Annotated in this window: 25 protein-coding genes and 1 riboswitch; of the genes, 16 read left to right on the top strand and 9 right to left on the bottom strand. The window is 63.9% G+C overall.

The window, feature by feature from the left end; translation table 11 throughout:
• The first annotated feature begins 28 nt into the window (after positions 1 to 28).
• Both ACWGS8_RS02605 and ACWGS8_RS02610 read left to right on the top strand, forming a co-directional pair.
• On the top strand, positions 29 to 829 hold the full coding sequence (locus tag ACWGS8_RS02605) for an alpha/beta hydrolase (protein ID WP_454579464.1): 801 nt from the start codon (positions 29 to 31) through the stop codon (positions 827 to 829).
• A 119-nt stretch (positions 830 to 948) separates the two neighbouring features.
• Positions 949 to 2,502 carry an acetolactate synthase large subunit gene (locus ACWGS8_RS02610; protein WP_454579465.1) on the top strand — a complete coding sequence of 518 codons (1,554 nt, stop codon included), beginning with the start codon at positions 949 to 951 and terminating at the stop codon, positions 2,500 to 2,502.
• A 13-nt stretch (positions 2,503 to 2,515) separates the two neighbouring features.
• Here ACWGS8_RS02610 and ACWGS8_RS02615 read toward each other — a convergent pair whose 3' ends face one another.
• Positions 2,516 to 2,818: a BolA family protein gene (locus tag ACWGS8_RS02615; protein ID WP_019861455.1), complete on the bottom strand. Its 303-nt coding sequence runs from the start codon at positions 2,816 to 2,818 to the stop codon at positions 2,516 to 2,518.
• Positions 2,819 to 3,001: 183 nt separating this feature from the next.
• Here ACWGS8_RS02615 and ACWGS8_RS02620 point away from each other — a divergent pair, with 183 nt between their 5' ends.
• The 6 genes from ACWGS8_RS02620 (at position 3,002) to ACWGS8_RS02645 (ending at position 8,727) form a co-directional block, all read left to right on the top strand.
• Positions 3,002 to 3,631, top strand: a complete 630-nt coding sequence (locus tag ACWGS8_RS02620; protein ID WP_019861454.1) for a J domain-containing protein — start codon at positions 3,002 to 3,004, stop codon at positions 3,629 to 3,631.
• A gap of 123 nt (positions 3,632 to 3,754) precedes the next feature.
• The gene (gene cobS / locus ACWGS8_RS02625) at positions 3,755 to 4,741 is read left to right on the top strand and encodes a cobaltochelatase subunit CobS (protein ID WP_454579466.1); all 987 of its coding nucleotides are present in this window, start codon (positions 3,755 to 3,757) and stop codon (positions 4,739 to 4,741) included.
• Positions 4,742 to 4,752: 11 nt separating this feature from the next.
• Complete coding sequence (cobT, locus tag ACWGS8_RS02630) at positions 4,753 to 6,651, top strand: cobaltochelatase subunit CobT (protein ID WP_454579467.1); 1,899 nt, start codon at positions 4,753 to 4,755, stop codon at positions 6,649 to 6,651.
• Positions 6,648 to 7,667, top strand: coding sequence for an esterase-like activity of phytase family protein (locus ACWGS8_RS02635; RefSeq protein ID WP_454579468.1), 1,020 nt, complete (start codon positions 6,648 to 6,650; stop codon positions 7,665 to 7,667). Before cobT ends, ACWGS8_RS02635 begins: the two co-directional genes overlap by 4 nt.
• A gap of 209 nt (positions 7,668 to 7,876) precedes the next feature.
• Positions 7,877 to 8,245, top strand: a complete 369-nt coding sequence (locus ACWGS8_RS02640; protein ID WP_454580107.1) for an ArsR/SmtB family transcription factor — start codon at positions 7,877 to 7,879, stop codon at positions 8,243 to 8,245.
• Positions 8,242 to 8,727 (top strand): SRPBCC family protein, encoded by a 486-nt coding sequence (locus tag ACWGS8_RS02645; protein WP_454579469.1) that lies wholly within the window; start codon positions 8,242 to 8,244, stop codon positions 8,725 to 8,727. The genes ACWGS8_RS02640 and ACWGS8_RS02645 overlap by 4 nt, the downstream gene beginning before the upstream one ends.
• Positions 8,728 to 8,845: 118 nt before the next feature.
• Here the strand turns inward: ACWGS8_RS02645 and ACWGS8_RS02650 are convergent, their stop codons facing one another.
• On the bottom strand, positions 8,846 to 9,781 hold the full coding sequence (locus tag ACWGS8_RS02650) for a LysR family transcriptional regulator (protein WP_454579470.1): 936 nt from the start codon (positions 9,779 to 9,781) through the stop codon (positions 8,846 to 8,848).
• Between the two features lie 90 nt (positions 9,782 to 9,871).
• Here ACWGS8_RS02650 and ACWGS8_RS02655 point away from each other — a divergent pair, with 90 nt between their 5' ends.
• The gene (locus ACWGS8_RS02655; RefSeq protein ID WP_454579471.1) at positions 9,872 to 10,627 is read left to right on the top strand and encodes a dienelactone hydrolase family protein; all 756 of its coding nucleotides are present in this window, start codon (positions 9,872 to 9,874) and stop codon (positions 10,625 to 10,627) included.
• Between the two features lie 9 nt (positions 10,628 to 10,636).
• Here ACWGS8_RS02655 and ACWGS8_RS02660 read toward each other — a convergent pair whose 3' ends face one another.
• The 3 genes from ACWGS8_RS02660 to rpmB form a co-directional block, all read right to left on the bottom strand.
• Positions 10,637 to 11,317 carry a spermidine synthase gene (locus ACWGS8_RS02660; RefSeq protein ID WP_454579472.1) on the bottom strand — a complete coding sequence of 227 codons (681 nt, stop codon included), beginning with the start codon at positions 11,315 to 11,317 and terminating at the stop codon, positions 10,637 to 10,639.
• 3 nt (positions 11,318 to 11,320) lie between these two features.
• On the bottom strand, positions 11,321 to 12,001 hold the full coding sequence (locus ACWGS8_RS02665) for a queuosine precursor transporter (protein WP_454579473.1): 681 nt from the start codon (positions 11,999 to 12,001) through the stop codon (positions 11,321 to 11,323).
• 157 nt (positions 12,002 to 12,158) lie between these two features.
• Entirely contained in the window at positions 12,159 to 12,455 is a 297-nt protein-coding gene (rpmB, locus tag ACWGS8_RS02670; protein WP_010911765.1) for a 50S ribosomal protein L28, read from the bottom strand.
• Positions 12,456 to 12,713: 258 nt separating this feature from the next.
• On the opposite strand from rpmB, the gene ACWGS8_RS02675 reads away from it, so the two are divergent.
• Genes ACWGS8_RS02675 through ACWGS8_RS02685 form a run of 3 tightly spaced genes read left to right on the top strand, consistent with a single transcriptional unit; the run spans position 12,714 to position 15,118 of the window.
• Positions 12,714 to 13,502 (top strand): DUF3108 domain-containing protein, encoded by a 789-nt coding sequence (locus ACWGS8_RS02675; protein WP_454579474.1) that lies wholly within the window; start codon positions 12,714 to 12,716, stop codon positions 13,500 to 13,502.
• Between the two features lie 42 nt (positions 13,503 to 13,544).
• The gene (gene yddG, locus ACWGS8_RS02680; RefSeq protein WP_454579475.1) at positions 13,545 to 14,447 is read left to right on the top strand and encodes an aromatic amino acid exporter YddG; all 903 of its coding nucleotides are present in this window, start codon (positions 13,545 to 13,547) and stop codon (positions 14,445 to 14,447) included.
• Positions 14,444 to 15,118: a lysoplasmalogenase family protein gene (locus tag ACWGS8_RS02685; protein WP_454579476.1), complete on the top strand. Its 675-nt coding sequence runs from the start codon at positions 14,444 to 14,446 to the stop codon at positions 15,116 to 15,118. Before yddG ends, ACWGS8_RS02685 begins: the two co-directional genes overlap by 4 nt.
• On the opposite strand, the gene ACWGS8_RS02690 is transcribed toward ACWGS8_RS02685, so the two are convergent.
• Positions 15,093 to 15,545 (bottom strand): cupin domain-containing protein, encoded by a 453-nt coding sequence (locus ACWGS8_RS02690; RefSeq protein ID WP_454580108.1) that lies wholly within the window; start codon positions 15,543 to 15,545, stop codon positions 15,093 to 15,095. The genes ACWGS8_RS02685 and ACWGS8_RS02690 overlap by 26 nt on opposite strands.
• Positions 15,546 to 15,565: 20 nt before the next feature.
• Positions 15,566 to 16,333: a hydroxyacylglutathione hydrolase gene (gloB, locus tag ACWGS8_RS02695; protein ID WP_454579477.1), complete on the bottom strand. Its 768-nt coding sequence runs from the start codon at positions 16,331 to 16,333 to the stop codon at positions 15,566 to 15,568.
• Between the two features lie 163 nt (positions 16,334 to 16,496).
• Here gloB and ACWGS8_RS02700 point away from each other — a divergent pair, with 163 nt between their 5' ends.
• The 4 genes from ACWGS8_RS02700 (at position 16,497) to ACWGS8_RS02715 (ending at position 20,588) form a co-directional block, all read left to right on the top strand.
• Complete coding sequence (locus ACWGS8_RS02700) at positions 16,497 to 17,285, top strand: class I SAM-dependent methyltransferase (protein WP_454579478.1); 789 nt, start codon at positions 16,497 to 16,499, stop codon at positions 17,283 to 17,285.
• Positions 17,286 to 17,414: 129 nt separating this feature from the next.
• Positions 17,415 to 19,235 carry an ABC transporter ATP-binding protein/permease gene (locus ACWGS8_RS02705; RefSeq protein WP_454579479.1) on the top strand — a complete coding sequence of 607 codons (1,821 nt, stop codon included), beginning with the start codon at positions 17,415 to 17,417 and terminating at the stop codon, positions 19,233 to 19,235.
• An 88-nt stretch (positions 19,236 to 19,323) separates the two neighbouring features.
• Positions 19,324 to 20,127, top strand: coding sequence for a DUF1194 domain-containing protein (locus ACWGS8_RS02710; RefSeq protein WP_454579480.1), 804 nt, complete (start codon positions 19,324 to 19,326; stop codon positions 20,125 to 20,127).
• A gap of 140 nt (positions 20,128 to 20,267) precedes the next feature.
• A complete protein-coding gene (locus tag ACWGS8_RS02715) occupies positions 20,268 to 20,588 on the top strand; it encodes a DUF1330 domain-containing protein (RefSeq protein ID WP_454579481.1) in 321 nt (106 codons plus the stop codon).
• Positions 20,589 to 20,600: 12 nt separating this feature from the next.
• On the opposite strand, the gene metW is transcribed toward ACWGS8_RS02715, so the two are convergent.
• On the bottom strand, positions 20,601 to 21,215 hold the full coding sequence (gene metW / locus ACWGS8_RS02720) for a methionine biosynthesis protein MetW (RefSeq protein ID WP_454580109.1): 615 nt from the start codon (positions 21,213 to 21,215) through the stop codon (positions 20,601 to 20,603).
• 58 nt (positions 21,216 to 21,273) lie between these two features.
• Positions 21,274 to 22,443 (bottom strand): homoserine O-acetyltransferase MetX, encoded by a 1,170-nt coding sequence (gene metX, locus ACWGS8_RS02725; RefSeq protein WP_454579482.1) that lies wholly within the window; start codon positions 22,441 to 22,443, stop codon positions 21,274 to 21,276.
• Positions 22,444 to 22,550: 107 nt separating this feature from the next.
• A riboswitch (SAM riboswitch) is annotated at positions 22,551 to 22,628 on the bottom strand.
• Between the last annotated feature and the right edge of the window lie 94 nt (positions 22,629 to 22,722).

Consider the following 22,722-nt stretch of genomic DNA (forward strand, 5'->3'; position numbering starts at 1 on the left):
TTTTGCGCCGGGCGGTCAGGAGAAGATGATGATCGATCGGCGAACCCTGCTTCTGGCTTCGATGGCGGCTTTCTTGCCGGCCACGACGTTCGCGCGCCAGTCGTCGCCCTCTCCCAAGACTTTCGACTACGGCCCGGCCAAGCTCGACATCTACGCGCCCGATGACGCGAGCGGACTGCCGGTGGTCTTCTTCGTTCATGGCGGCGCCTGGGAGTTTGGCAAGCGCAGCCAGGTCGGCGCCAAGCCGGCTTTCCTGCTCGCCAACGGCTTCTGCTTCGTCTCGATCGACTATCGCATGCTGCCTGAGGCGGATGTGGCTACCCAGGCCGCCGATGTCGAAAAGGCTCATGCCTATGTCCGGGCCAACATCGCCGGACATGGCGGCGACCCCAAGCGCATTGTCGGCATGGGCCATTCCGCCGGCTGCCATCTGATTGCATTGACCGGCATGCGCGGCGGGCTGCCCGGCGTCGCCGGCCTGCTGCTCGACGACACCAGGGCCTATGATCTTGCGGCGCTCGAGAAGAACGGCGGCATGGTGCGGGCCTATGCGCGGGTCTTTTCCAATCCTTCACAATGGGCGGCATTGTCGCCGGCCAGCTATGTCGATGGCCGCAAGCATCCGCCGACCTTCATCGCGTATTCGGGGGCGCCAGGCCGTGGCGAGGAGTCGAAAGCCTTCGCCGAGCGCCTGCGCGCCACTGGCACGAAGGTCACGCTGTTCGATGGCAGCGCCTATACGCACATGTCGATCAACCGCGATTTCGGCAGGGATGGCGATCCGCTGACCGCTGCCGCGCTGACATTCCTGAAATCGACGGTCGGCTGATCGCTGTCGACTTCCGCTCGCCCACCTCTGCAACTGGATCATGCCAAAAGCAGCGGCGGGATATTGCCGTGCGGACATCCCTAGGTGCAATTGGTTCTCATGACTTGGAGAAAAATTGCATGAATGGCGCCGATGTCCTGTGCGACGTGCTGCTGGCCAATGGTGTGAAGGTCTGCTTCGCCAATCCCGGCACCTCCGAAATGCATTTCGTTGCCGCGCTCGACCGCAAGCCTGCGATGCGCTGCGTGCTCGGCCTTTTCGAGGGCGTGGTGACGGGCGCCGCCGACGGCTATGCGCGCATGACCGACCGCCCTGCTGCGACCTTGCTGCATACCGGCCCGGGCCTGGCCAATGGGCTGGCCAACATGCACAACGCCCGGCGTGCGTTCAGCCCGATGATCAACATCGTCGGCGACCACGCTTCCTATCATTTGCCGCTCGATGCGCCGTTGACCAGTGACATCGAAGGCTTGGCGGCGCCGATGTCCAACTGGGTTCGCCGCATCGCGGGGCCGGCCGATGTCCAGCCGGCCACGGAGGAGGCCTTTCGCGCGTCGCTGACGCCGCCCGGCGTCACGACGCTGATCCTGCCGGCGGATGCTGCGTGGGGCGATGCTGCTCCGGTCTCGCCGGGCAAGATCGTGCTTTCACCGCCGCCGGTCGTCGACAGGGACGCCGTACGCGCGACCGCCGCTGCGATCCGTGCGGGTCCGGGCCGTGTCGGCATGATCGTTCGCGGGCGAGCGGCGCGGGCCGATGCGCTCGAGATCGCCGGCCAGATTTCGACAGCCTGCGATGTCCGCCTGTTCAGCGAGGTCCTGATCGCGCGCATGCAACGCGGGCGCGGACGCGTCGCGCCGACACGTATTCCCTATCCGATCGACGCGGCGACGGCGCTGCTCGGGGATATCGACGTTGTTGTGCTGGTCGGCGGCAGAGAGCCGGTCGCTTTCTTCGCCTATCCGGGAAAACCGGGACGGCTGGTGCGCGACGACTGCCAGGTGCTGACGCTCGCTGCTCATGGCCAGGACCTGCATGCGGCGCTGGAGGCGCTTCGGGACGAACTCGGCGTCAAACCATCGCAACAGGCTGACTTCGCAACCGCTTTTCCCGACGAGGCTGCGCCGAGCGGCGAGCTGACTGAGGATGCCATCGCGCTGTCGGTGGCGCGCAAGCTGCCGGACAATGCGATCGTCTGCGACGAGGCGGTCACCTCGGCGCGACGCTTCTTCGCTCTGTCGGCCTTTGCCGCGCCGCACGACTACATGATGGGCACCGGCGGATCGATCGGTGGCGGCATTCCGATGGCGACAGGAGCGGCGATCGCCTGTCCCGACCGCAAGGTGATCAATCTGGAGGCCGATGGCAGCGGCATGTACACGGTGCAGGGCCTGTGGACGCAGGCGCGGGAAAATCTCGACGTGGTGACGATCGTCTTTTCCAACCGCACCTACGCCATCCTGCATGGCGAGATGAAGAATGTCGGCGTCGACGCGATCGGCGAGAACGCCAGGCGCATGCTTGACCTCGACCGTCCGGCGCTGGACTGGGTATCGCTGGCCAAGGGCATGGGCGTGGAGGCGGCGCGCGCCGACACATGCGAGCGCTTCGACGCCCTGCTGGACAGCGCGCTGTCGCGGCGCGGGCCGTTCCTTATCGAAGCGGTGATTTGACTGCGGGTCTAACCTACCAGCGGGTCTTTTCGCCGGGCGCAGCCGGTTCGATCGCCAATGCATGAACGCCGGCCTTCAGTTCGTCGGCAAGCAGTTCGTTGACTGCGCGGTGGCGGTCGATGCGGCTCATGCCGGCAAAGGCGGACGACACGACGCGGACGCGAAAATGCGTCTCGCCGGTGCCGTCATAGGCGCCGTGATGGTCCGAGCCGTGGTGATGGTGGCCCGCGTGGAGATGGCTTTCGTTGATGATGACCAGCCGCTCCGGCGAAAATGCCTTGTTGAGCTTGTCTTCCATGGTCGCCTGTATGGACATCGCCGTCTCCGTTCACCACATATGCTTGGCGCACCAGCGTGAGAACCGGAAATCGGTTTCACAAGGGGGGCCGCTCTTGCGCAACTAAATCCGACATTCGCCTGCTTTAAGCCGCGATTCAGCGGTTAGGGCGATGATCGTGAAAATGTCAATTCTTGTTTCGCATCCGCGAACGCCCCATAAATGGGTGAGATGAAGCCGTATCCCAAATATTTCGAGAAGATTCGCATCCGCCCGGAGAAGGATGCGGAGCTGAAGTCGCACTCGCCGATCTGCCAGTGGGACGGCTGCAAGGAGCCGGGCACCCACCGCGCGCCGGTCGGGCGCATGAAGGAGGGCGAGTATTTCCGCTTCTGCTTCGACCATGTGCGCGAGTATAACAAGGGCTTCAACTACTTCTCCGGCGTGCCGGACACCGAGGTCGCGCGCTTCCAGAAGGAAGCCATGACCGGCCACCGGCCGACCTGGAAGATGGGCGTCAACGGCGCCTCGACGCGCTCATCGCCCGATATGGCGCAGATGCGCTCCGGCCGCGCCGGCTATTACAACCGCATGCGCGACCCGTTCGACCTGTTCAAGGGGCCGAAGGATCCGCGAGAGGCGCGCGAGCGCAAGGCCAAGCCGCTTGAGGCCAAGGCGCTGGAAACGCTTGGCCTTGATACAAAGGCGACTGGCAAGGATATCAAGGCGCGCTATAAGGAACTGGTGAAACGTCACCATCCGGATGCGAATGGCGGCGACAGAGGTTCGGAAGACCGGTTCCGCGATGTGCTGCAGGCCTATCGCGTGCTCAAACAGGCGGGCCTGTGCTGAGCGACCCTACGGTTTGTGTCGCTTTCCAACTTTCATAAGGTTGGAAAAGGCTCTAAGACCGCCCCCGAACAAAATCGATTGCCGGCGAAACGGGACGTTTCGCCCGTGGAGACGTTGAGAGATATGAACAAGGTCGATCGCGACATTGCCAACCTGCCCGACACGACAGTGTCGGTGAAGGATAAATTCGGCTTCGACTCCAAGATGGTGGTGCCGGCCTATTCGGTGACATCAGAACATGTGCCTGACGTCGATCCGGACTATCTGTTCGACAAGGCAACGACCCTGGCGATCCTGGCTGGCTTTGCCTACAACCGCCGCGTCATGGTGTCCGGCTATCACGGCACCGGCAAGTCGACGCATATCGAACAGGTCGCCGCCCGTCTCAACTGGCCCTGCGTGCGCGTCAACCTCGACAGCCATGTCAGCCGTATCGATCTCGTCGGCAAGGACGCGATCGTCGTCAAGGACGGCTTGCAGATCACCGAATTCCGCGATGGCATCCTGCCCTGGGCCTACCAGCACAATGTGGCGCTCTGCTTCGACGAATATGATGCCGGCCGCCCGGACGTGATGTTCGTCATCCAGCGCGTGCTGGAATCCTCGGGCCGGCTGACGCTGCTCGACCAGAGCCGGGTCATCCGTCCGCATCCGGCATTCCGGCTGTTCTCGACCGCCAACACGGTTGGGCTGGGCGACACGACCGGCCTTTATCACGGCACACAGCAGATCAACCAGGCGCAGATGGATCGCTGGTCGATCGTCACCACGCTGAACTATCTGCCGCACGACAATGAAGTAAACATCGTGCTGGCCAAGGCCAAGCACTATCGCGACAGCAAGGGCAAGGACATCGTCAACAAGATGGTGCGCGTCGCCGACATGACGCGTTCCGCCTTCATCAATGGCGACCTGTCAACAGTGATGAGCCCGCGTACGGTCATCACCTGGGCCGAGAACGCCGAGATCTTCGGCAATATCGGCATGGCGTTCCGGCTGACCTTCCTCAACAAGTGCGACGAGCTGGAGCGTTCGGTGGTGGCCGAGTTCTACCAGCGCGCCTTTGGCGAGGATCTGCCCGAAAGCGCCGCCAACGTGGTGCTGGGGTAAGCAGAGCCTCGATGGCGGGTCCGGGCGACAACACGCGCAACAAGTCGAAGACGGGGTCTGAAGCCGACAGCTTCAAGCGCGCCGTCACCGTCTGCATGCGCGCCATTGCCGGCGACAAGGACATGGAAGTCGGCTTCGCCAAGGATCGGCCGGCGCTCGCCGGCAGCCGCGCGCGTCTGCCGGAACTGCCGAAAAAGGCGTCGAAGACCGACATTGCGATTACCCGCGGCCTCGGCGATTCCATGGCGCTGAAGCGCGCGTGCCATGATGCGCGCATCCACAGCAAGCTGGCGCCGGAAGGCAAGGCGGCCCGCGCCATCTATGACGCGGTCGAGCAGGCCCGCGTCGAGGCGATCGGCAGCCGCGCCATGCAGGGCGTCGCCGACAATATCGGCTCGATGCTGGAGGACAAATACGCCAAGGCCAACCTCGTCGACGTCAAGGACAAGGCCGACGCGCCGATCGAGGAAGCGCTGGCGCTGATGGTGCGCGAGAAGCTGACCGGCCGGCAGGTGCCGAAGAGCGGCGAGCGGCTGGTCGAACTCTGGCGGCCGTGGGTCGAGGAAAAGGCCAAGGCCGACCTCGACGGCCTGTCGGCCAAGCTCGACGACCAGCAGGCCTTTGCCCGCGTCGTGCGCGAGATGCTCGCCTCCATGGAGATGGCCGAGGAACTCGGCGACGACCAGGAGACGGAAGACTCCGAGGACAATGACGACAACCAGCCTCAAGGCGAGGAGCAGAGCGAGGAGGGCGGTGAAGAGGATTCCGGCTCCGAGCAGTCGCGGTCCGAGGATGCCGAGGCTTCGGCCGATGACGAGCAGTCCTCCGAGACGGAGGCCTCCGACGCCACCGCCGACGATCTGTCCGACGACGACGATGCGGATGCCGAGACGCCCGGCGAGGCGCGGCGCAACGACAATCCCTTCACCAATCTGCCGAAGGAAATCGACTACAAGGTCTTCACGTCAGCCTTCGACGAGACGGTCGGCGCCGAAGAGCTGTGCGAGGAGGAAGAACTCGACCGGCTGCGCGCCTTCCTCGACAAGCAGCTGGCCAATCTGTCGGGCGTGGTCGGGCGGCTGGCCAACAGGCTGCAGCGCCGGCTGATGGCGCAGCAGAACCGGTCCTGGGATTTCGACCTGGAAGAGGGCTACCTCGACCCGGCGCGGTTGGTGCGCGTCGTCATCGATCCGATGCAGCCGCTGTCCTTCAAGCAAGAACGGGACACCAAATTCCGCGACACGGTGGTGACGCTGGTGCTCGACAATTCGGGCTCGATGCGCGGCCGGCCGATCACGGTCGCCGCCACCTGCGCCGACATCCTCGCACGCACGCTGGAGCGCTGCGGCGTTTCGGTCGAGATCCTCGGCTTCACCACGCGGGCGTGGAAGGGCGGGCAGGCGCGCGAAAAATGGCTGAAGGACGGCAAGCCGCCGAACCCCGGCCGCCTCAACGATTTGCGCCACATCATCTACAAATCCGCCGATCATCCGTGGCGGCGGGCACGGCGCAATCTCGGCCTGATGATGCGCGAAGGCCTGCTCAAGGAAAACATCGACGGCGAGGCGCTGCTGTGGGCGCACAATCGCCTGATCGCTCGGCCCGAACAGCGCAAGATCCTGATGATGATCTCGGACGGCGCGCCGGTCGACGATTCGACGCTTTCGGTGAACCCCGGCAATTATCTCGAACGCCATCTGCGCGCCGTGATCGAGCTGATCGAGACGCGCTCCCCGGTGGAACTGCTGGCCATCGGCATTGGCCATGACGTCACGCGCTATTACAGGCGCGCCGTCACCATCGTCGATGCCGAGGAACTGGCCGGCGCCATGACCGAGCAACTGGCCTCGCTGTTTGCCGAGGAAAGCGCACGCGACACGCGGCGCGGCGGCATGCGGCGCGCCGGATGATCTTTTCGCGCGGCGGGTTTCGGCAAACGCTCTTCGCCGCCATCGCTCTGTTCGCCGGCGTGGCTTCGGCGTCAGCCCGCTCAGCTCCGGTTGAACCCATCGAGGTTTCGGCCCGTCCGATCACCGAATTCCGTATTGGCAAGGCCGACAAGCAGTTCGGTTCGCTCGAATTCGTCGGTGGACTGGAAATGACATCGAAATCGCGCGATTTCGGCGCGCTGTCGGCCTTCCGGTTTCTGAAAGCGGGGAGCGATTTCATCGGCGTAGCCGACACCGGCTACTGGTTCTACGGCACGGTGGCCCGCGACGCCGACAGGCACCCCGTGGGCATCCAGAATTTCCGCATGCAGCAGATGGTCGACCAGGGCGGACAGCCGATCGACGAGAAATGGGAGGTCGATGCCGAAGGCCTCGCCGTCAAGGACGGCATCGCCACGGTCGGTTTCGAGCGCAACCACCGCGTCGCCCAGTTCAGGATCGATCCGACTGATATGAAGGGGCCATACCGGCAGCTGGATTTCCTGGTACCGGCGCGGGAGCTGCGCCAGAATCGCGGCTTCGAGACCGTCACCCATGCCAATGCCAACGGCCAGCATGCGGGCGGTCTCGTCGTGGTCTCGGAAAAGAGCCTCGACAAATCAGGCAACATCTATGCCGCCATCATCGAAGGGCCGCACAAGGGTGTCTTGACCGTCAAGCGCAATGGCGATTTCGACATCACCGACGGCGCCTTCCTGCCGGACGGCGACCTTTTGCTGCTGGAGCGCAGTTTCACCATGGCGGGTGGCCTCAAGATGCGGCTGCGGCGCATCTATGGCGAGAGTGTCGAGAAAGGCGCCGTCGCCGACGGACCGGTGCTGCTGGACGCCGACATGGGCTACCAGATCGACAATATGGAAGGTCTCGACGTCTGGACGCGCGATGACGGCGCGGTGATGGTGTCGCTGATCTCCGACGACAACCACTCGATCTTGCAGCGCAACCTCTATCTGGAATTTATCCTGCACCAGGATTGAGTGGCAGCTCCAACTGCGAAGCTGAGTTGCGGGCTTTCAACAGCGGCTTTGATTTGAGGCGAGTTCGATCAGGTCGGGCGCCTTCTCCCACTCCGCCGCTGCGAAGCAGCGGCGGAGTGGGAGTCGCCTGCTCATCCCTCGATTTGCGTTCGCCAGAATACTTTAGTCCAGACTTGACAATTAGCGTCGCCGCCGCAATACTCAAGTCCATGCTTAACTATTTCACGATCGACGGCATCCTTCGCGCTCTTGTCGAGCCCACGCGTCGCCAGATCCTGGAACGGTTGAGCCGCGGACCGGCCACCGTCAGCCAGCTGGCGGAGCCTTTCGGCATGACCTTCGCCGCCGTCTTGCAGCATCTGCAGGTGTTGGAGGCCTGCGGGCTGATCCGCAGCGAAAAGATCGGGCGGGTGCGCACCTGCCGGATCGAACCGGGCGGGCTCGCTCCGCTCGCCGACTGGATTACCGAACGCCGCATAACGGCGGAACGCCACCTCGACCGGCTCGGTGAGATTCTGGCCGAGACGGACCAACCATCCCCGAAAGTTCAAGATCAGGAAAAGGACGAGCAGATATGAACCAGATCGCCCCCGTGAAAGAAGAGCATTCCGTCATCCATTCAACATTCACCATCGAGCGCACGTACCCGCAATCGCCGGATCGCGTCTTCCATGCCTTTGCCGACAAGGCGACTGTGCGGCGTTGGCGGGTCGACGGCGACGGTTTTACCGTCGCCGAATTCAGCTTCGATTTCCGGGTCGGTGGTGGCGAGGTGTCGCGCTTCAGCTATGGCGGTGGCCCGGAGATCAGGCTCGACGCCCAGTTCCAGGACATCGTTGCCGACCAGCGCATTGTCTTCTCCTACAGGATGGCGATCGGTCCGCAGCCAATGTCGGCATCGCTGACCACTGTCGAGTTGACGCCCTCGGGCAATGGCACGCGGCTGACCTATACCGAGCAAGGTGCGTTTTTCGACGGTGTCGATTCCGCGAAAGGGCGGGAAGAGGGGACCCGCGGGCTGTTGGAGGCCCTTGCCGTGGAACTCCAGAAGTCGAAGTAAAAACCGCCTGCGGCCGTTTCGCTGCCCCGGCTTCCTATCAAGGATGTGAGCTGTTGGTGGCGAGGCGGCCCGCGTTTCGGCCTCGCGCACGATGCCGATGATCTCCGTCGTGAATGTCTCACTTCACAGGAGCGGCCAATTCCGATAGGCCCACCAGAGCCGGCCCGATAAAGGACAGCAAGGCTTCGGCTCGCCGCGATCGACGGCTGGCGCGGCGATGGATGACATAGATTGGTATATCCGTGGACTGCCAATCGGCAAAAAGCCGGACGACGGAGCCGGATTCGACATGCCGCCGCACGAAGAAATCGGGCAGGACGGCGATGCCCAGGCCCTGCGTGGCTGCTTCGAGCAAGGCAGGATAGGTGTTGGCGCTGAACCGGTCCGAGCGAACCGTGACTGTGGCGATCTCGGCCTCGCGCGACAAGACAAGCTCGCTTTCCCCATCGCCGAAAGCCAGCATGGGCAAAGTCCTGGCCACGGTCGCCAGGTCCTTGCCGGCCAGGCTATCGGCGATGGCCCTGTTCGCGACGAGCACCCGCCGGAATTGGCCGATGCGGCGCGCGACCATGGCGTCGTCGACGATTGCCCCGACACGGAAGGTGAGGTCGAGGTGGGGATCGAACAGATCCTGATAGGCATAGTCGAGACGAAGAGCCAGGCGGATACGGGGATGCAATTCCAGGAACGGTGCAAAACACGTCTGCAAAAGCCAGGCACCGAGCTCGGGCGGCGCGCAAATGCACAAGGGGCCCGCGAGCCCGTCGGCCTGCGCCTCCAGGGCTTGCGCCAGGTCATCGACGTCGCCCAGCAGGGCCTGCCCGCGCTGGCGTAACAGCTCGCCGGCAGGTGTGACGATAAGACGTCGCGTGGTGCGCTCGAGCAAGACGCGTCCCAGCCGCAGCTCCAGCCGCCGGGTGGCCTTCGACACGGCGCTCTTTGTCGTACCCGCTTGCCAGGCAGCTCTGGTCAGCGAGCCCTGGCGCGTGACCTCGAGAAACAGGGCCAGATCGGCCAGCGATATAGTTTCCTTTTTGGCTACAGTGTTGTTCATGCGGCCTCACTTTATCGGCTTCTGGAAACAAAATATGGTGCGGGCCAACCTGTCAATCGGAGTGTCGTCATCATGTTGGATCGCCGTACCATGCTCACAACCGCCCTGGCGGCCTCAGAGACCGCGAGCGGTCTGTCGGCAACACCCGGTCAGCCCTTGGTCTATAGCGACAATGGAATCGATTTTTCCGGCCGAATAGTCATGCCCGACGGCGCGGTGCGCGGCGGCCTTATCTATGTTCCCGACTGGTATGGCATCTATGACTATCCGCTGGCCGAGGCGCGCCGGTTCGCAAGCCTCGGCTTCGCCGTGATGGTAGCGGATGTCTATGGTGCGGGCGTACGCATCACTTCCGACGCCCAGGCGACACAAGCCAGCCAGTTCCTGCGGGACAATCCGCGCACCGCGTCGCGCCGCTTGCAAGCCGGGGTCCGCGCGTTTCGCGACATCATCCCACAGGCGCCTTTCCTTGCCGCCGTCGGCTTCTCGCTCGGCGGTTTCTGCGTCCTGGAGATGCTCACGGACGCACCGCTGGTTCATGGAGCCGTCATCCTGTCCGGGGCGCTCGGCCAGCCGGACGGCGACTATGCCGCCATCGAGACGCCCATCAGGTTTCATCATGGATCGCGTGACGTGGTGGCCGATGCGGCGCGGGTTACGGAGGTTCTGGCCTGGCTCGAGGCCAAGGGTTGCGACTGCGCCTTGACCCTCTATGCCGGTGCCAGGCATGCCTTCACCAATCCCAACCTTCCCTCCGGCGGCGACGGCTGGCTGGGCTATGATGCCCGCTATGCCGAGGAAGCCGACGCAGCGACAGAGTCGTTTCTACTGTCCTTGATGGGGTAATATCGAGGACTAAAACCTGCCCGCGGCGGTGGCGATCCAGATGACATGGCGAGCGCCGCGCTTGCCGTTGGCGCGCGTGTTGACCTCCTCGACGGCGAAGCCTGCCTGTTTCAGCCGCCGCGTGAAGCCACTGTCCGGTCCTTGCGACCACACCGCCAGCACGCCGCCCGGCTTGAGGGCGGTGCGTGCGGCGCCAAGGCCCGCGAGGCTGTAGAGAGCGTCATTGCCCTTGTGGACGATGCCTTCGGGGCCATTGTCGACGTCGAGCAGGATGGCGTCCCAGGCAGCGGGTCCGGACCGGATTAATTGCCCGACATCGGTCTCCTGGACGGCGACGCGGGGATCGTCGAGGCAGCCGCCAAACACTTCGGCCATCGGGCCGCGTGCCCAGGCGACGACCGCCGGCACCAGTTCCGCGACGACAATCTCGGCATCGTCGCCCAACTCGGCGAGCGCGGCGCGCAAGGTAAAGCCCATGCCGAGGCCGCCAATCAGAATTCTCGGCTGGCGATGGCCCGCGATCCTTTGGCAGGACAGTTTGGCCAGCGCTTGCTCGGAGCCGCTGAGGCGGCTGTTCATCAGTTCGTTGGTGTCGAGCATGATCGAGAATTCGCCGCCGCGCCGCTTGAGGCGAAGTTCCTGGGCACCATCCCCGGTCTTGGCCGAATCAAGCTGGACCCAGGGGATCACGGTTTAGACCGCGACCGCCGGCTGGCTCCAGCGAGCGGCGAGCAGCCGGTAGGGGATGAGCGCGACCACCGCGATGATCAGCTTCACCGAGAGATCGCCCAGCGCCCAGGAAACCCAGCGCATGGCCTCGACATGGAAGACACCCATCAGCGGCGCCGTCTCGAGCGCGAAACTGTCGTTTGGGCCCGCAAAAGCGAAAGCGGCCGAGAAAGCGACGGTGAAGAACACCATGGTGTCGAACACCGACCCGACAAGCGTGCCGATGATCGGCGCCCGCCACCAGCTCTGCCGGCGCAGCCGGTTGAACACGGTGACGTCGAGCAGTTGCGCGGACAGGAACGCGGCACCGGAAGCGGCAGCGATGCGCACCAGCCGGTCGGCGGCCGTCTCGAATTCGATCAGGCCATGGCGGAACAGGAAGGGCGGGACGAGGATCGAGCAGACCACCGCCGTCATGAAGCCGACAAAGACGATCCGGCGCGCCACGGCAGGGCCATAGCGGCGGTTGGCGAGGTCGGTGACCAGGAAGGAGAACGGATAGGTGAAGGCCCCCCAGGTCAGCAGGTCGGCCAGAGACAGGCCGCCGATCTGGCCCTGCATCGGGAACTGCACGAGGATGTTCGACGCCACGACGACAAGCGCCATGGCGGCCACGAAGGGCAGATATCGCGAGAAGGAAGTCATTTTTTTATCCTGGGTAATGGAACCAGCGGAGCATGATGCCCATCGGGGCAGTGCTCGCTTCGTAGTCGAGCACCGGATTGTCGAACCCTTGCGGATCCATCCGATGCCCCAAGCCAACCACAGGTTGGCCCGGGCGGTCCCCCGCCTTTATCCGGTGTTAGGCAGCGACCTGTTCGGCCAGCTTCTTGGCGATCTGCTTCTTCAGCAGGCGCGCGCGCTGCGACAGTTCCTTGACGTCGGCCTTGGCCAGGAAAGCGTCGAGGCCGCCGCGATGTTCGACCGAACGCAGCGCGTTGGCCGAAATGCGCAAGCGCACATTCTGGTTCAGCGCTTCCGAAATCAGCGTCACATTGACGAGGTTCGGCAGGAAGCGACGCTTGGTCTTGTTGTTGGCGTGGCTCACATTGTTGCCGGTCTGGACTGCCTTGGCAGTGAGTTCGCAGGTGCGGGACATAATTCTAACCTTCAATTCTCTCGGGACCTGCCAAACATTCAAGCCCACGCCGGGTGGCGCGCGGTTCTGGTCAGGCGGCCTTATGGAAAAAGTTGGCGTTCCATAGTTGCATTTCACCGGGGCGTCAAGCTCCGGCTTCGCCACGGAAGCGCCCGGCATTTCATATTAAGGCCGGATTTCATCCTATAAGCGGTCTCATAGGGACACGCCAGACCGGAGTCGCCCGCCTCCGGCCGAAAATCAAGGATCCGATCCCGCATGCCTCGTTTGCCTCACGCACTTGTTGCCGTGCTTGCTTTCGCCTTGCCGTCCGCCGCGTCGGCTGCCTCGCCGCAGTCCTTCAAGGGCGAATACACGGTGTCATTCCTTGGCTTCTCGATCGCGAGATCGACCTTCTCCAGCCATTACGAGAACGGCGCCTATGCGATCGACGGTACTGTCAGCGCCGCCGGACTGGCCAAATTGTTCGACGACACGCGCGGCACCATCTCGTCCAAGGGCACGATTTCCGGCAAGAAAATGGTACCCCAGGCCTTCCGCGCCGATTATACCTCCGGCAAGAAGGTGTCGGCGATCGACATTCGCTTTGCCAATGGCGCCGTCACCTCGACGCAGGTCATCCCGGCGCCGGGCCAGCGCGACCCCAACAACTGGGTGCCGATCGGTGCCGGCGACCTGGCATCGGTGCTCGATCCGATGGCCGCGACCGTCATCCATGCCGACAGCCTCGACCAGGTCTGCGGCCGTACGGTGAAATTCTATGACGGCGAGATGCGCGCCAACCTGACGCTGACCTACGCTTCGAAAGGCACGATCTCGGTGCCGGGCTACAAGGGCGATACCATCACCTGCCGGATGGGTTTCGAACCGGTGGCCGGCTATCGCAAGGGCCGCAAGGCGCTGGAGTTCCTCAAGAACAAAAGCCGGATGATGGTGACGTTTGCACCGCTCGGCCAAACCGGCGTATATGCGCCGATCCACGCCACGGTAGGGACCCAGATCGGTCCGCTGACCATAAGCGCGAGACGGTTCGAAGCGGTACAATAGGGCCGCCCTGGAAACAGAACAGGGCGCGCCACGGGAGAGGACATGGCGCGCGCAACACTGATCGGTTTTTCGGCGGTCGCCATGTGGGCGCTTCTGGCGCTGCTCACCGATGCGTCCGGCAAGGTGCCGCCGTTCCTTTTGTCGGCGATCACCTTCTCGATAGGCACCGGCGTCGGGCTTGTCGCGCGGCTGTTCATGCCGGCCGCCGACAAGAGCCAGAAAATACCGCCGCAGGTCTGGCTGATCGGCATCGCCGGCCTGTTCGGCTACCACTTTTTCTATTTCACCGCGCTGCGCAATGCGCCGGCGGTCGAGGCCAGCCTGATCGCCTATCTGTGGCCGCTGCGCTCCGCGCTGATGCCGGGCGAAAAGCTGGCGTGGAACCATGTCGTCGGCGCGTTGCTCGGCCTTGCCGGCACTGTGCTGATCGTCACCAAGGGCGGCGGCCTTGCCTTCGATGCGCGCTACGCCTTCGGCTATGCCATGGCCGCCGTCTGCGCGCTGCTCTGGTCGTCCTATTCGCTTTTGTCGCGGCGCTTTCCCTCGGTGCCGACCAGCATCGTCACCTGGTTCTGCGCGGCGACCGCCGTGCTGTCGCTCGTCTGCCATCTGGCGCTGGAACAGACAGTATTGCCAAGTGGCGCCGGCCAGTGGCTGGCCGTACTCGGGCTTGGCCTGATGCCGGTGGGTGCGGCCTTCTATGCCTGGGACATCGGCGTCAAGCGCGGCAACATCCAGGTGCTGGGCGCGGCAAGCTACGCGGCGCCGCTGCTCTCGACGCTGGTGCTGATTGGAGCCGGCGTCGCCGAGCCGTCGTTGCGCATCCTCGCCGCTTGCGTGCTCATCACCGGTGGAGCGGCCCTGGCGGCAAAGTCGCTGTTCCTGCGCAAGCCGGCCGCGGCCGAGAGCGTAGCCAAGGCATCCGAAAGCGGAGCCGGGGCATGACGATGCCGTTTGCCGGCGGCATCGACGCCAATGCCAATGCGACACTGATCTTCTCGCTGGTGGCGGCGGTGATCTATGCCTTCACGCTGGGTATGCCGCCGAGCCTTGCCCGCTCAGCGGCGAAGACGCTTGCGGTCGCGATGCTTGCCGTGCTTGCGGCGCTGCAAGGCGGCCCCCTGCTGCTGGTCGCGGCTCTTGCGCTCAGCGCGGTGGGCGACGCCTTCCTGTCGCGTGACGGCGAAAGGGCGTTTCTCGGTGGGCTGGCCAGCTTCCTTGTCGCCCACATCGTCTACATCGCGCTGTTCCTGCGCAGCGGTAGCGGGTCGGGCTTGCTTGGCGCCGAGCCCTGGCGCGGGGCGATCGCGCTGGCACTGGCGGTGTTCGTCATCGTCATGCTCGCCGCGCTCTGGCGCCGCGTCGGCCCCGGCCTGCGTGTGCCGATCGCCATCTATGTCGTGGCGATCCTGGCGATGGGCATGGCTGCGCTGACCACCAGCAGCACCTGGGTCATCGGCGGCGCTGTGCTGTTCATGGCATCGGACGGGCTGCTGGCCACCGAGAAATTTCTGGTGGCCGCCATCTCGCCGCATCGCGCCTGGATGCGTTTGGCCGTCTGGGTGCTGTACTATGCCGCCCAGCTTGCGATCACGCTTGGTTTCTTGCTGGGTTAGGCTGCCAGCCCGGCTCGGCCAGTTCGAAGGCGGCGAAATCAAAACCCGGCGCGACGGTACAGCCGACCAGCGTCCATTCGCCCAGGCTGCGCGCCGATTGCCACCAGCCCGCCGGTACGACGATCTGTGGCCGTTCACCGGCCGCGAGCTCGATGCCGAGCACCTGCTCAATCACCCGGCTGCCCTTTGGGCCGCCTTCTTCCCACATCGACAGCGCCAGCGGCGCACCGGCGTGGAAATGCCAGACCTCGGCTGCATCCTTGACCCGATGCCAGGCCGAAAGCTGGTGCTGTTCCAGCAGGAAATAGATAGCGGTCGAATGGCCACGCGCTCCACCGGCCTCGTCGCGAAAGGTTTCCGCGTACCAGCCGCCTTCGGGGTGCGGCTTCAGCCCGAGTGTCGCGATGATTTCTGCTGCGCTGGTCATCGGTCGGGAGACCTGCACGCTCAAAAATTGTCCTTGCGCTTGCGGATCTCGGCGAACACCTCGGCATCCCCGGCCTTTTCCATGCCGAGATGCTTGCGGATTGCCGGATCGTGCCAGCGCAGGAAGGGATTGGTCGACAGTTCCTCGCCGATCGTCGTCGGCAATGTCGGTTTGTTGTCGACCCGCAGCGCCTCGATCCTGGCGGCGCGCTCCTTCAAGGCCGAATTGGTCGGGTCGACGGTCAGCGCGAAACGGGCGTTGGCGAGCGTGTATTCATGGCCGCAATAGATCGTCGTCGCGGCCGGAAGGGCAGCGAGTTTCCGCAGCGATTCGTACATCACCGGCGGCTTGCATTCGAACAGCCGCCCACAACCCAGTGCAAACAGCGTGTCGGCGGTGAAGGCCACCTGCGATGCCGGCAGATGATAGGAGACATGGCCAGCGGTATGGCCGGGGGTGGCGATCACCTCGACGCGCTCCTCGCCGAGATGAAGGACGGAACCCTCCTCGACGGTTTCGTCGATGCCGGGGATCTTGGCCTTTTCCGCCTCCGGGCCGACGATGCGCAGCTTGAAGCGCTCCTTCAGCGCGAGATTGGCCTCGACGTGGTCCATATGATGATGCGTGGTCAGGATCATCGTCGGCGTCCAGCCGGTGCGCTTGATCGCGGCCAGGATGGGCGCTTCCTCGGGCGCGTCGATGATCGCGGTCTGGCCGCTCTTGGAATCATGCACCAGCACGCCGAAATTGTCCGTGCGGCACATGAATTGTTCGATTTCGACCGCCATCGCATCTCTCCTTTTGTCGCCGCAGACATAGGGCGCCGGAGGGCGTATGTCATCCACGGGATGACGGAATGTCATTCCCGGGGATGACGAATGTCATCGCAATGTGTCAGCCGCCTCAGGGCCCTTTGTTGAAACCGGCCGATATCACGGCTACATCCCTGACATGCATTCCGACATCGTCGACCTTCGCTCCTTCTATTCGACAACGCTTGGCCGGTTCGCCGAGCGTTCGATTACCATGGCGCTGTCGTCGATATGGGCTGCTGTCCCCAATGAACGGCTGGTCGGGCTCGGCTATACCTTGCCGTGGCTGGAGCGTTTCGGCTCCGATGCCGAGCGGGTCTTTGCCTTCATGCCGGCGACGCAGGGCGCTGTGGTCTGGCCAGCGACCGGGCCCACGGCGACGGCTTTGGTCTTCGACGAGGAACTGCCGCTGGTCGATTCCTGCATCGACCGCATGCTGCTCGTCCATTCGCTCGAACATGTCGAAAACCCGCGCGAGACGCTGAACGAGATCTGGCGGGTGCTGTCGCCCGCCGGGCGCGTCGTCATCGTCGTGCCAAACCGGCGCGGTGTCTGGGCGCGATTCGAGCATACGCCTTTCGGCAATGGCCGGCCGTTCTCGCGCGGGCAGCTGACTGAACTGCTGCGCGAGGCGAATTTCACGCCTGCCGCCTGGTCGGACGCGCTGTTCTTCCCGCCATCGCGGCGGCGCTTCATGATGCGCTTCCACAATGTGCTGGAGCGCGCCGGCCGGCGGCTGTGGCCGATCTTTTCCGGCGTCATCGTCGTCGAGGCGCAGAAGCGGCTCTATCAGGGCGTGCCGGTCGCCCAGCGCACCTCGCGTCGCGTCTTCGTGCCGGTGCTGTCGCCACACGGCGCGACGCGGCTCGGCCGCCGGGCCGAGGCGACAGGCGCGGCCATGCCGTCTCGCCAGGTGAAACCTTCGTGATCGTGCTAGAAACGCGCGCGGCGCGTCCCTCCTCGACCTATCTGTCGTGGTGAACCCGCAACCTGCCTGATATGCGGATGCCGTCATCATCCGGTTTCAGCATCGCCCCTGAACGCAAGGACCTCTGACATGGCTGATCAACTGGACAATCAGGCCACCGTTCAGCCGGTCGCCGTGGAGGCCAGCAGCCTGCGTGATCAGGTTGCGACGATCAGGCGGGCGCTGGTGGTGTCGCCGGTTCGCAAATGGCTGCTGTGGACGTCGGTCGGCATCATGGCCGTCATCATCGCGACGTCGATCGGCCAGGTCCTGCTCAACCGCTGGAACCAGCCCTTCTACGACGCGCTGGCGCGCCGCGACATGGCGGCTTTCCTGCACCAGCTCCTTGTCTTCGCGATGATCGCCGGCGGGCTGCTGGTGCTCAACATCGGCCAGACCTGGCTCAACCAGATGATCCGGCTGAAGCTGCGCGAGGCGCTGACGCTCGACCTGATCGACCAGTGGATGCGGCCGGCACGCGCCTTCCGGCTGGCCAATGCCGGCGCCATCGGCGTCAACCCCGACCAGCGCATGCAGCAGGATGCGGCGCATCTCTCCGATCTGTCGACGGACCTTGGTGTCGGATTGCTGCAGTCGCTCATCCTGCTTGTGTCCTTCGTCGGCGTGCTGTGGGAACTGTCTTCGGGCTTCATCTTCCACATCAACGGCTGGTCGCTGGCCATACCGGGCTACATGGTCTGGGCGGCGTTCCTCTATGCCGGCACCGCCTCCTGGCTGAGCTGGCTGGTCGGGCGGCCGCTGATCAGGCTGAACAGCGACCGCTACACACGGGAGGCGGAGCTGCGCTCCTCGATGGTGCGCGTCAACGAGAATGTCGATGCCATCGCGCTGTACCATGGCGAGGCCGACGCCAAGCAGCGGCTCGAACTCGACCTCGGCACGGTGCTGGGCGCCATGCGGCGCATCTATACCGCACAGATCAACCTGTCCTGGGTGACCGATACCTATGGCTGGATCACCGTCGTGGCGCCGATCCTGGTTGCCTCGCCCGTCTATTTCTCGGGCGATATCAGCTTTGGCGGACTGATGATGGCGGTCGGCGCCTTCAACCAGGTCCATTCCTCGTTGCGCTGGTTCATCAACAACATCGGCAGTATCGCCGATTGGCGGGCCACGCTGATGCGTGTCGCCGACTTCCGCATCGCGCTCGACGAAACCGATGTGCTGCACGACACCGAAAGGCGCATCACCTTCGATCAGAATGCCAATGGCAGCCTGACGTTCGAGAAGCTCCAGGTCGCCTCGCCGGAGGGCTGCACAAAACTCTCAGACCAGCATGTCGAAATCCGCGCCGGCGATCGCGTGATGATCACCGGCGAACCCGGCGCCGGCAAAACGCTGTTCTTCCGCGCCATTGCCGGGCTTTGGCCCTGGGGCAGCGGAAAAATCGGCTTGCCGGCCGGAGAGACCCTGATCTTCGTGCCACGCGTGCCGTATTTGCCGGCCGGCACGTTGCGCGAGGTGCTCAATCACGCCAACGGGCATGCGCCAGCGAGTGACGCCGACATTGTGGCGGTGCTGGCCGAAATTGGCCTTGAACGGCTGTCGTTCTCGCTCGACCGCGTCGGGCGCTGGGACCATGAACTGGGCGATGACGAACAGCGCTTGCTGGGCGTGGCCAGGCTCGCCTTGCGGCAGCCGAAATGGGTGATCATCGACGAAGCCATGGATGCGTTCGACGGTCCCTCGCTGCGGCGGGTGCTGGCGATGCTGGAAAAGCATCTGAAGGGCGCCGCGATCATCAACATCGGGCGCGGCCAGCACAACAATCAGTTCTTTCCGCGCGGCCTGACGATCGTCAAGGATTCGGGTGCCCAGCCGCTGAAACCAGCCCGCGTCAGGGCCGGCGCCATCGATCCGCCGCCGGTCGCCGTCCGCCGCAAGAAATAGGACTGCTTCTCCGCATAGCCGCAGTAAGCTTTATTTCGCCGCGATCGCGAAGGAAGATTTCCGCGAGAAACAAAATTTGGCGGTGGCGATGCTTGATGCTCTGCGCCTGCTTGCCTGTCTTGCCTGTGTCCAGCCAACTCCTGTTGCCTCGCCATCGGGTGCGCCGGCGGTCGACGTCGAGTTGGTGTTGGCGGTCGATATATCCCTGTCGATGGACGAGAAGGAATTCGCCCTGCAACGCGCCGGCTATGTCGCGGCGCTGCGCCATCCCGACTTCATCCAGGCCGTCCGGTCCGGCAATGCCGGCCGCATCGCGATTGCCTATTTCGAATGGGCCGGCACGGTGCGCGACGACGCGGTCATCGACTGGCAGATCATCGACGGCGCGCAAAGCGCCAACAACTTTGCCGACAAGTTGGCGGCCCGCCCGTTCCGGAGTTTTCGCGGCACCTCGATTTCCACCGCACTTGCTTTCGGCACAAGGCTGTTCGACAGGACGAATTTCGCCGGTGGACGCAGCGTCATCGATATATCGGGCGATGGCCCTAACAATATCGGGCCGCCGGTTACCGCGACGCGCGATGCGGCAACCGCGAAAGGCATCGTCATCAACGGCCTGCCGATCCTGATCGACCCATCGCCCACCTTCAAGCATCTCGACCAGTATTACGCGCAGTGCGTGACCGGCGGACCCGGTTCCTTCGTGTTGCCGATCCATGCGGCCGCCGAATTTTCCACCGCCATCCGACGCAAGCTGATCCTCGAAGTGAGCGGCATTCAGGACAAGGCCAGCATCATCCCCGTCGACGCGGACGCGCCGATCGACTGCCTGCAAGGCGAACGCGACAGGCGGTTCCTGTCGGATCCGTATTTTCCGGAACTCGACCGCTGAACTTGCGCAGAAGCGCCCGCGGCCGACCGTCGAAGGCGCCGATTCCATTACCTCGGGCGTAATCGCCTCGCGTCAGGCATTCCGGCAGATTGTCCTCATGAGACCGGCAAATCGGCTTCGATAGACAAGGGAGTTACGTCATGACCGCTTACGCCGTTGCCCATATGCGCCAAGTCACGATGGGGCCGCAGATCGTCGAGTATCTGCACAAGATCGATGCCACGCTGGAACCATTTGGGGGCCGTTTCCTGATCCATGGCGGCGATGTCGAGGTGATCGAGAACGACTGGCCGGGCAACCTCATCGTCATCGAATTTCCCGACCGGCGGCATGTGCGCGAGTGGTATGATTCGCCCGCCTACCAGGCAATATTGGCCTTGCGCACGGAGAATTCCCAATCCGATGTGGTGTTTGCCGACGACGTCGAACATCCGCACAAGGCTACTGATGCCCTGGGCTAGACGTGCCGTGCCTTATCGTTTCAGCAGAAACACCGCCTGCTGGCCAAAGAAGTTCCAGAACCACCAGGGCATGGACAGGCCGATCTTCTGGCCGGCGGCGTCGAGCGCAGTCGCCTTTTCCACCGTCGCGCCGAGCTCTTCGCACAAATTGACGAAGTCGCGGATGGTGCAGAAGTGGATGTTGGGGGTGTCGTACCAGGAATAGGGCAGGTCCTGGGTCACCGGCATGCGGCCTTTGACGAACAGCGACAGGCGTACCCGCCAATGGCCGAAATTGGGGAAGGAGACGATCGCCCGGTTGCCGATGCGGAGCAGTTCGTCGAGCACCAGCTTCGGGTTGCGGGTGGCCTGCAGGGTCTGCGACAGGACGACGAAGTCAAAACCCTTGTCGGGATAGAATTCGAGATCCTTATCGGCATCGCCCTGGATGACGGAGAGGCCGCGCGCCACGCATTCGTTGACGCCGCGCTGCGACAGTTCCAGCCCGCGGCCGTCGACCTGCTTGGTGTCCTGCAGCAATTCAAGCAGCGAGCCGTCGCCCGAACCGACGTCGAGCACGCGGGACTGCGGCGGGATGAGGTTGGCGACGACCTCGAAGTCGACGCGCTGGCTGCCGTTGACGCTCATGATGTCGCCCTCTGTGTGGCGCATGATCCCGATCCTGAAAGTCTGCAACTTTCCAGGGTCATGCGCTTAGCCCTCTTGCCCGCGCCGCGGAGCCGATGAAGCCGTTGATGGCGGCGAACAGTTCCGGCTCGTCGAGCAGGAAGGCGTCGTGGCCGCGATCGGTCTCTATCTCGACGAAGGACACCGAGGCGCCGGCGGCGTTGAGCGCATGCACGATGGAGCGGCTTTCTTCCGTCGGAAACAACCAATCCGATGTGAAGGACACCAGGCAGAAGCGGGTCTTGGTTCCAGCAAAGGCGTCCGCCAGCCTGCCGCCATGGTCGGCGGCGAGGTCGAAATAGTCCATGGACCGCGTCATGTAGAGATAGGAGTTGGCGTCGAAGCGATCGACGAAGGTCATGCCCTGGTGGCGCAGATAGCTCTCGATCTGGAAGTCGGCGTCGAAGCCGAAGGTCAGCGCCTCGCGATCCTGCAGATTGCGGCCGAATTTCCGGTGCAGGGCGGCTTCCGAGAGATAGGTGATGTGGGCGGCCATGCGCGCCACCGCCAGGCCCTTTTCCGGGCGCTTGCCGTGTTCGAAATATTTGCCGCCATGCCAATCCGGATCGGCCATGACAGCCTGCCGGCCGACCTCGTGGAAGGCGATGTTCTGCGAGGAATGGCGCGCGCCGGTCGCAATCGGCAGCGCCGAAAAGACGCGTTCGGGATAGCTCGATGCCCATTCCAGCACCTGCATGCCGCCCATCGAGCCGCCGAGCACGCAGAACAGTTTCTCGATGCCGAAATAGTCGATCAGCATCTGCTGGGCCCGCACCATGTCGCGGATGGTGATGACAGGCAGGTCGAGCCCATAGGGCTTGCCGGTGGCGGGGTTGGTCGAGGCCGGTCCGGTGGAGCCGAGGCAGCCTCCGATCACGTTGGAGCAGATGACGAAGAAACGGTTGGTGTCGATAATCCTGCCGGGGCCGATCAGCACTTCCCACCAGCCTGGCTTGCCGGTCACCGGATTGGTGTTGGCGACATGCTGGTCGCCAGTCAGCGCATGGCAGACGAGAATGGCATTGGAGCGGGCATCGTTCAGCATGCCATAGGTCTGGTAGGCGATCTGGAACGGCGACAAAAGCGTGCCGGCGTCGAGCTTGAGCGGCTTGTCCGCCCCGAAGCGCAACACCGGGCTCGACGGCTGGTCGGCCTCGTTGTTGGTCTTTCCTGCGCGCAAAGCGGCCATTCTCGTCTCACTTGCTGCATCATATCAGGCGAAAAATCGCCGCCGATGCGTCCGTCCGGCCGGCCGCGGACAATAAAAAACCGGCATTGCCATTTCGCAAAGCCGGTTACGTCACGCAAACGGCCCTTTAGCGAATTGTTTAACGTGGCTGCAAGCCGACCGGCCAAATCACCACGGGACTGTTGCTGCCCTTCTAGAACTCGTCCGCCCTGCCGTCAATGCCGACATCTGGGCCGGCTGCTGGCACCATTGCCACCTCTCGACATTGTCGGCCCCGGC

It is taken from the genome of Mesorhizobium sp. 43Arga (assembly GCF_053714255.1).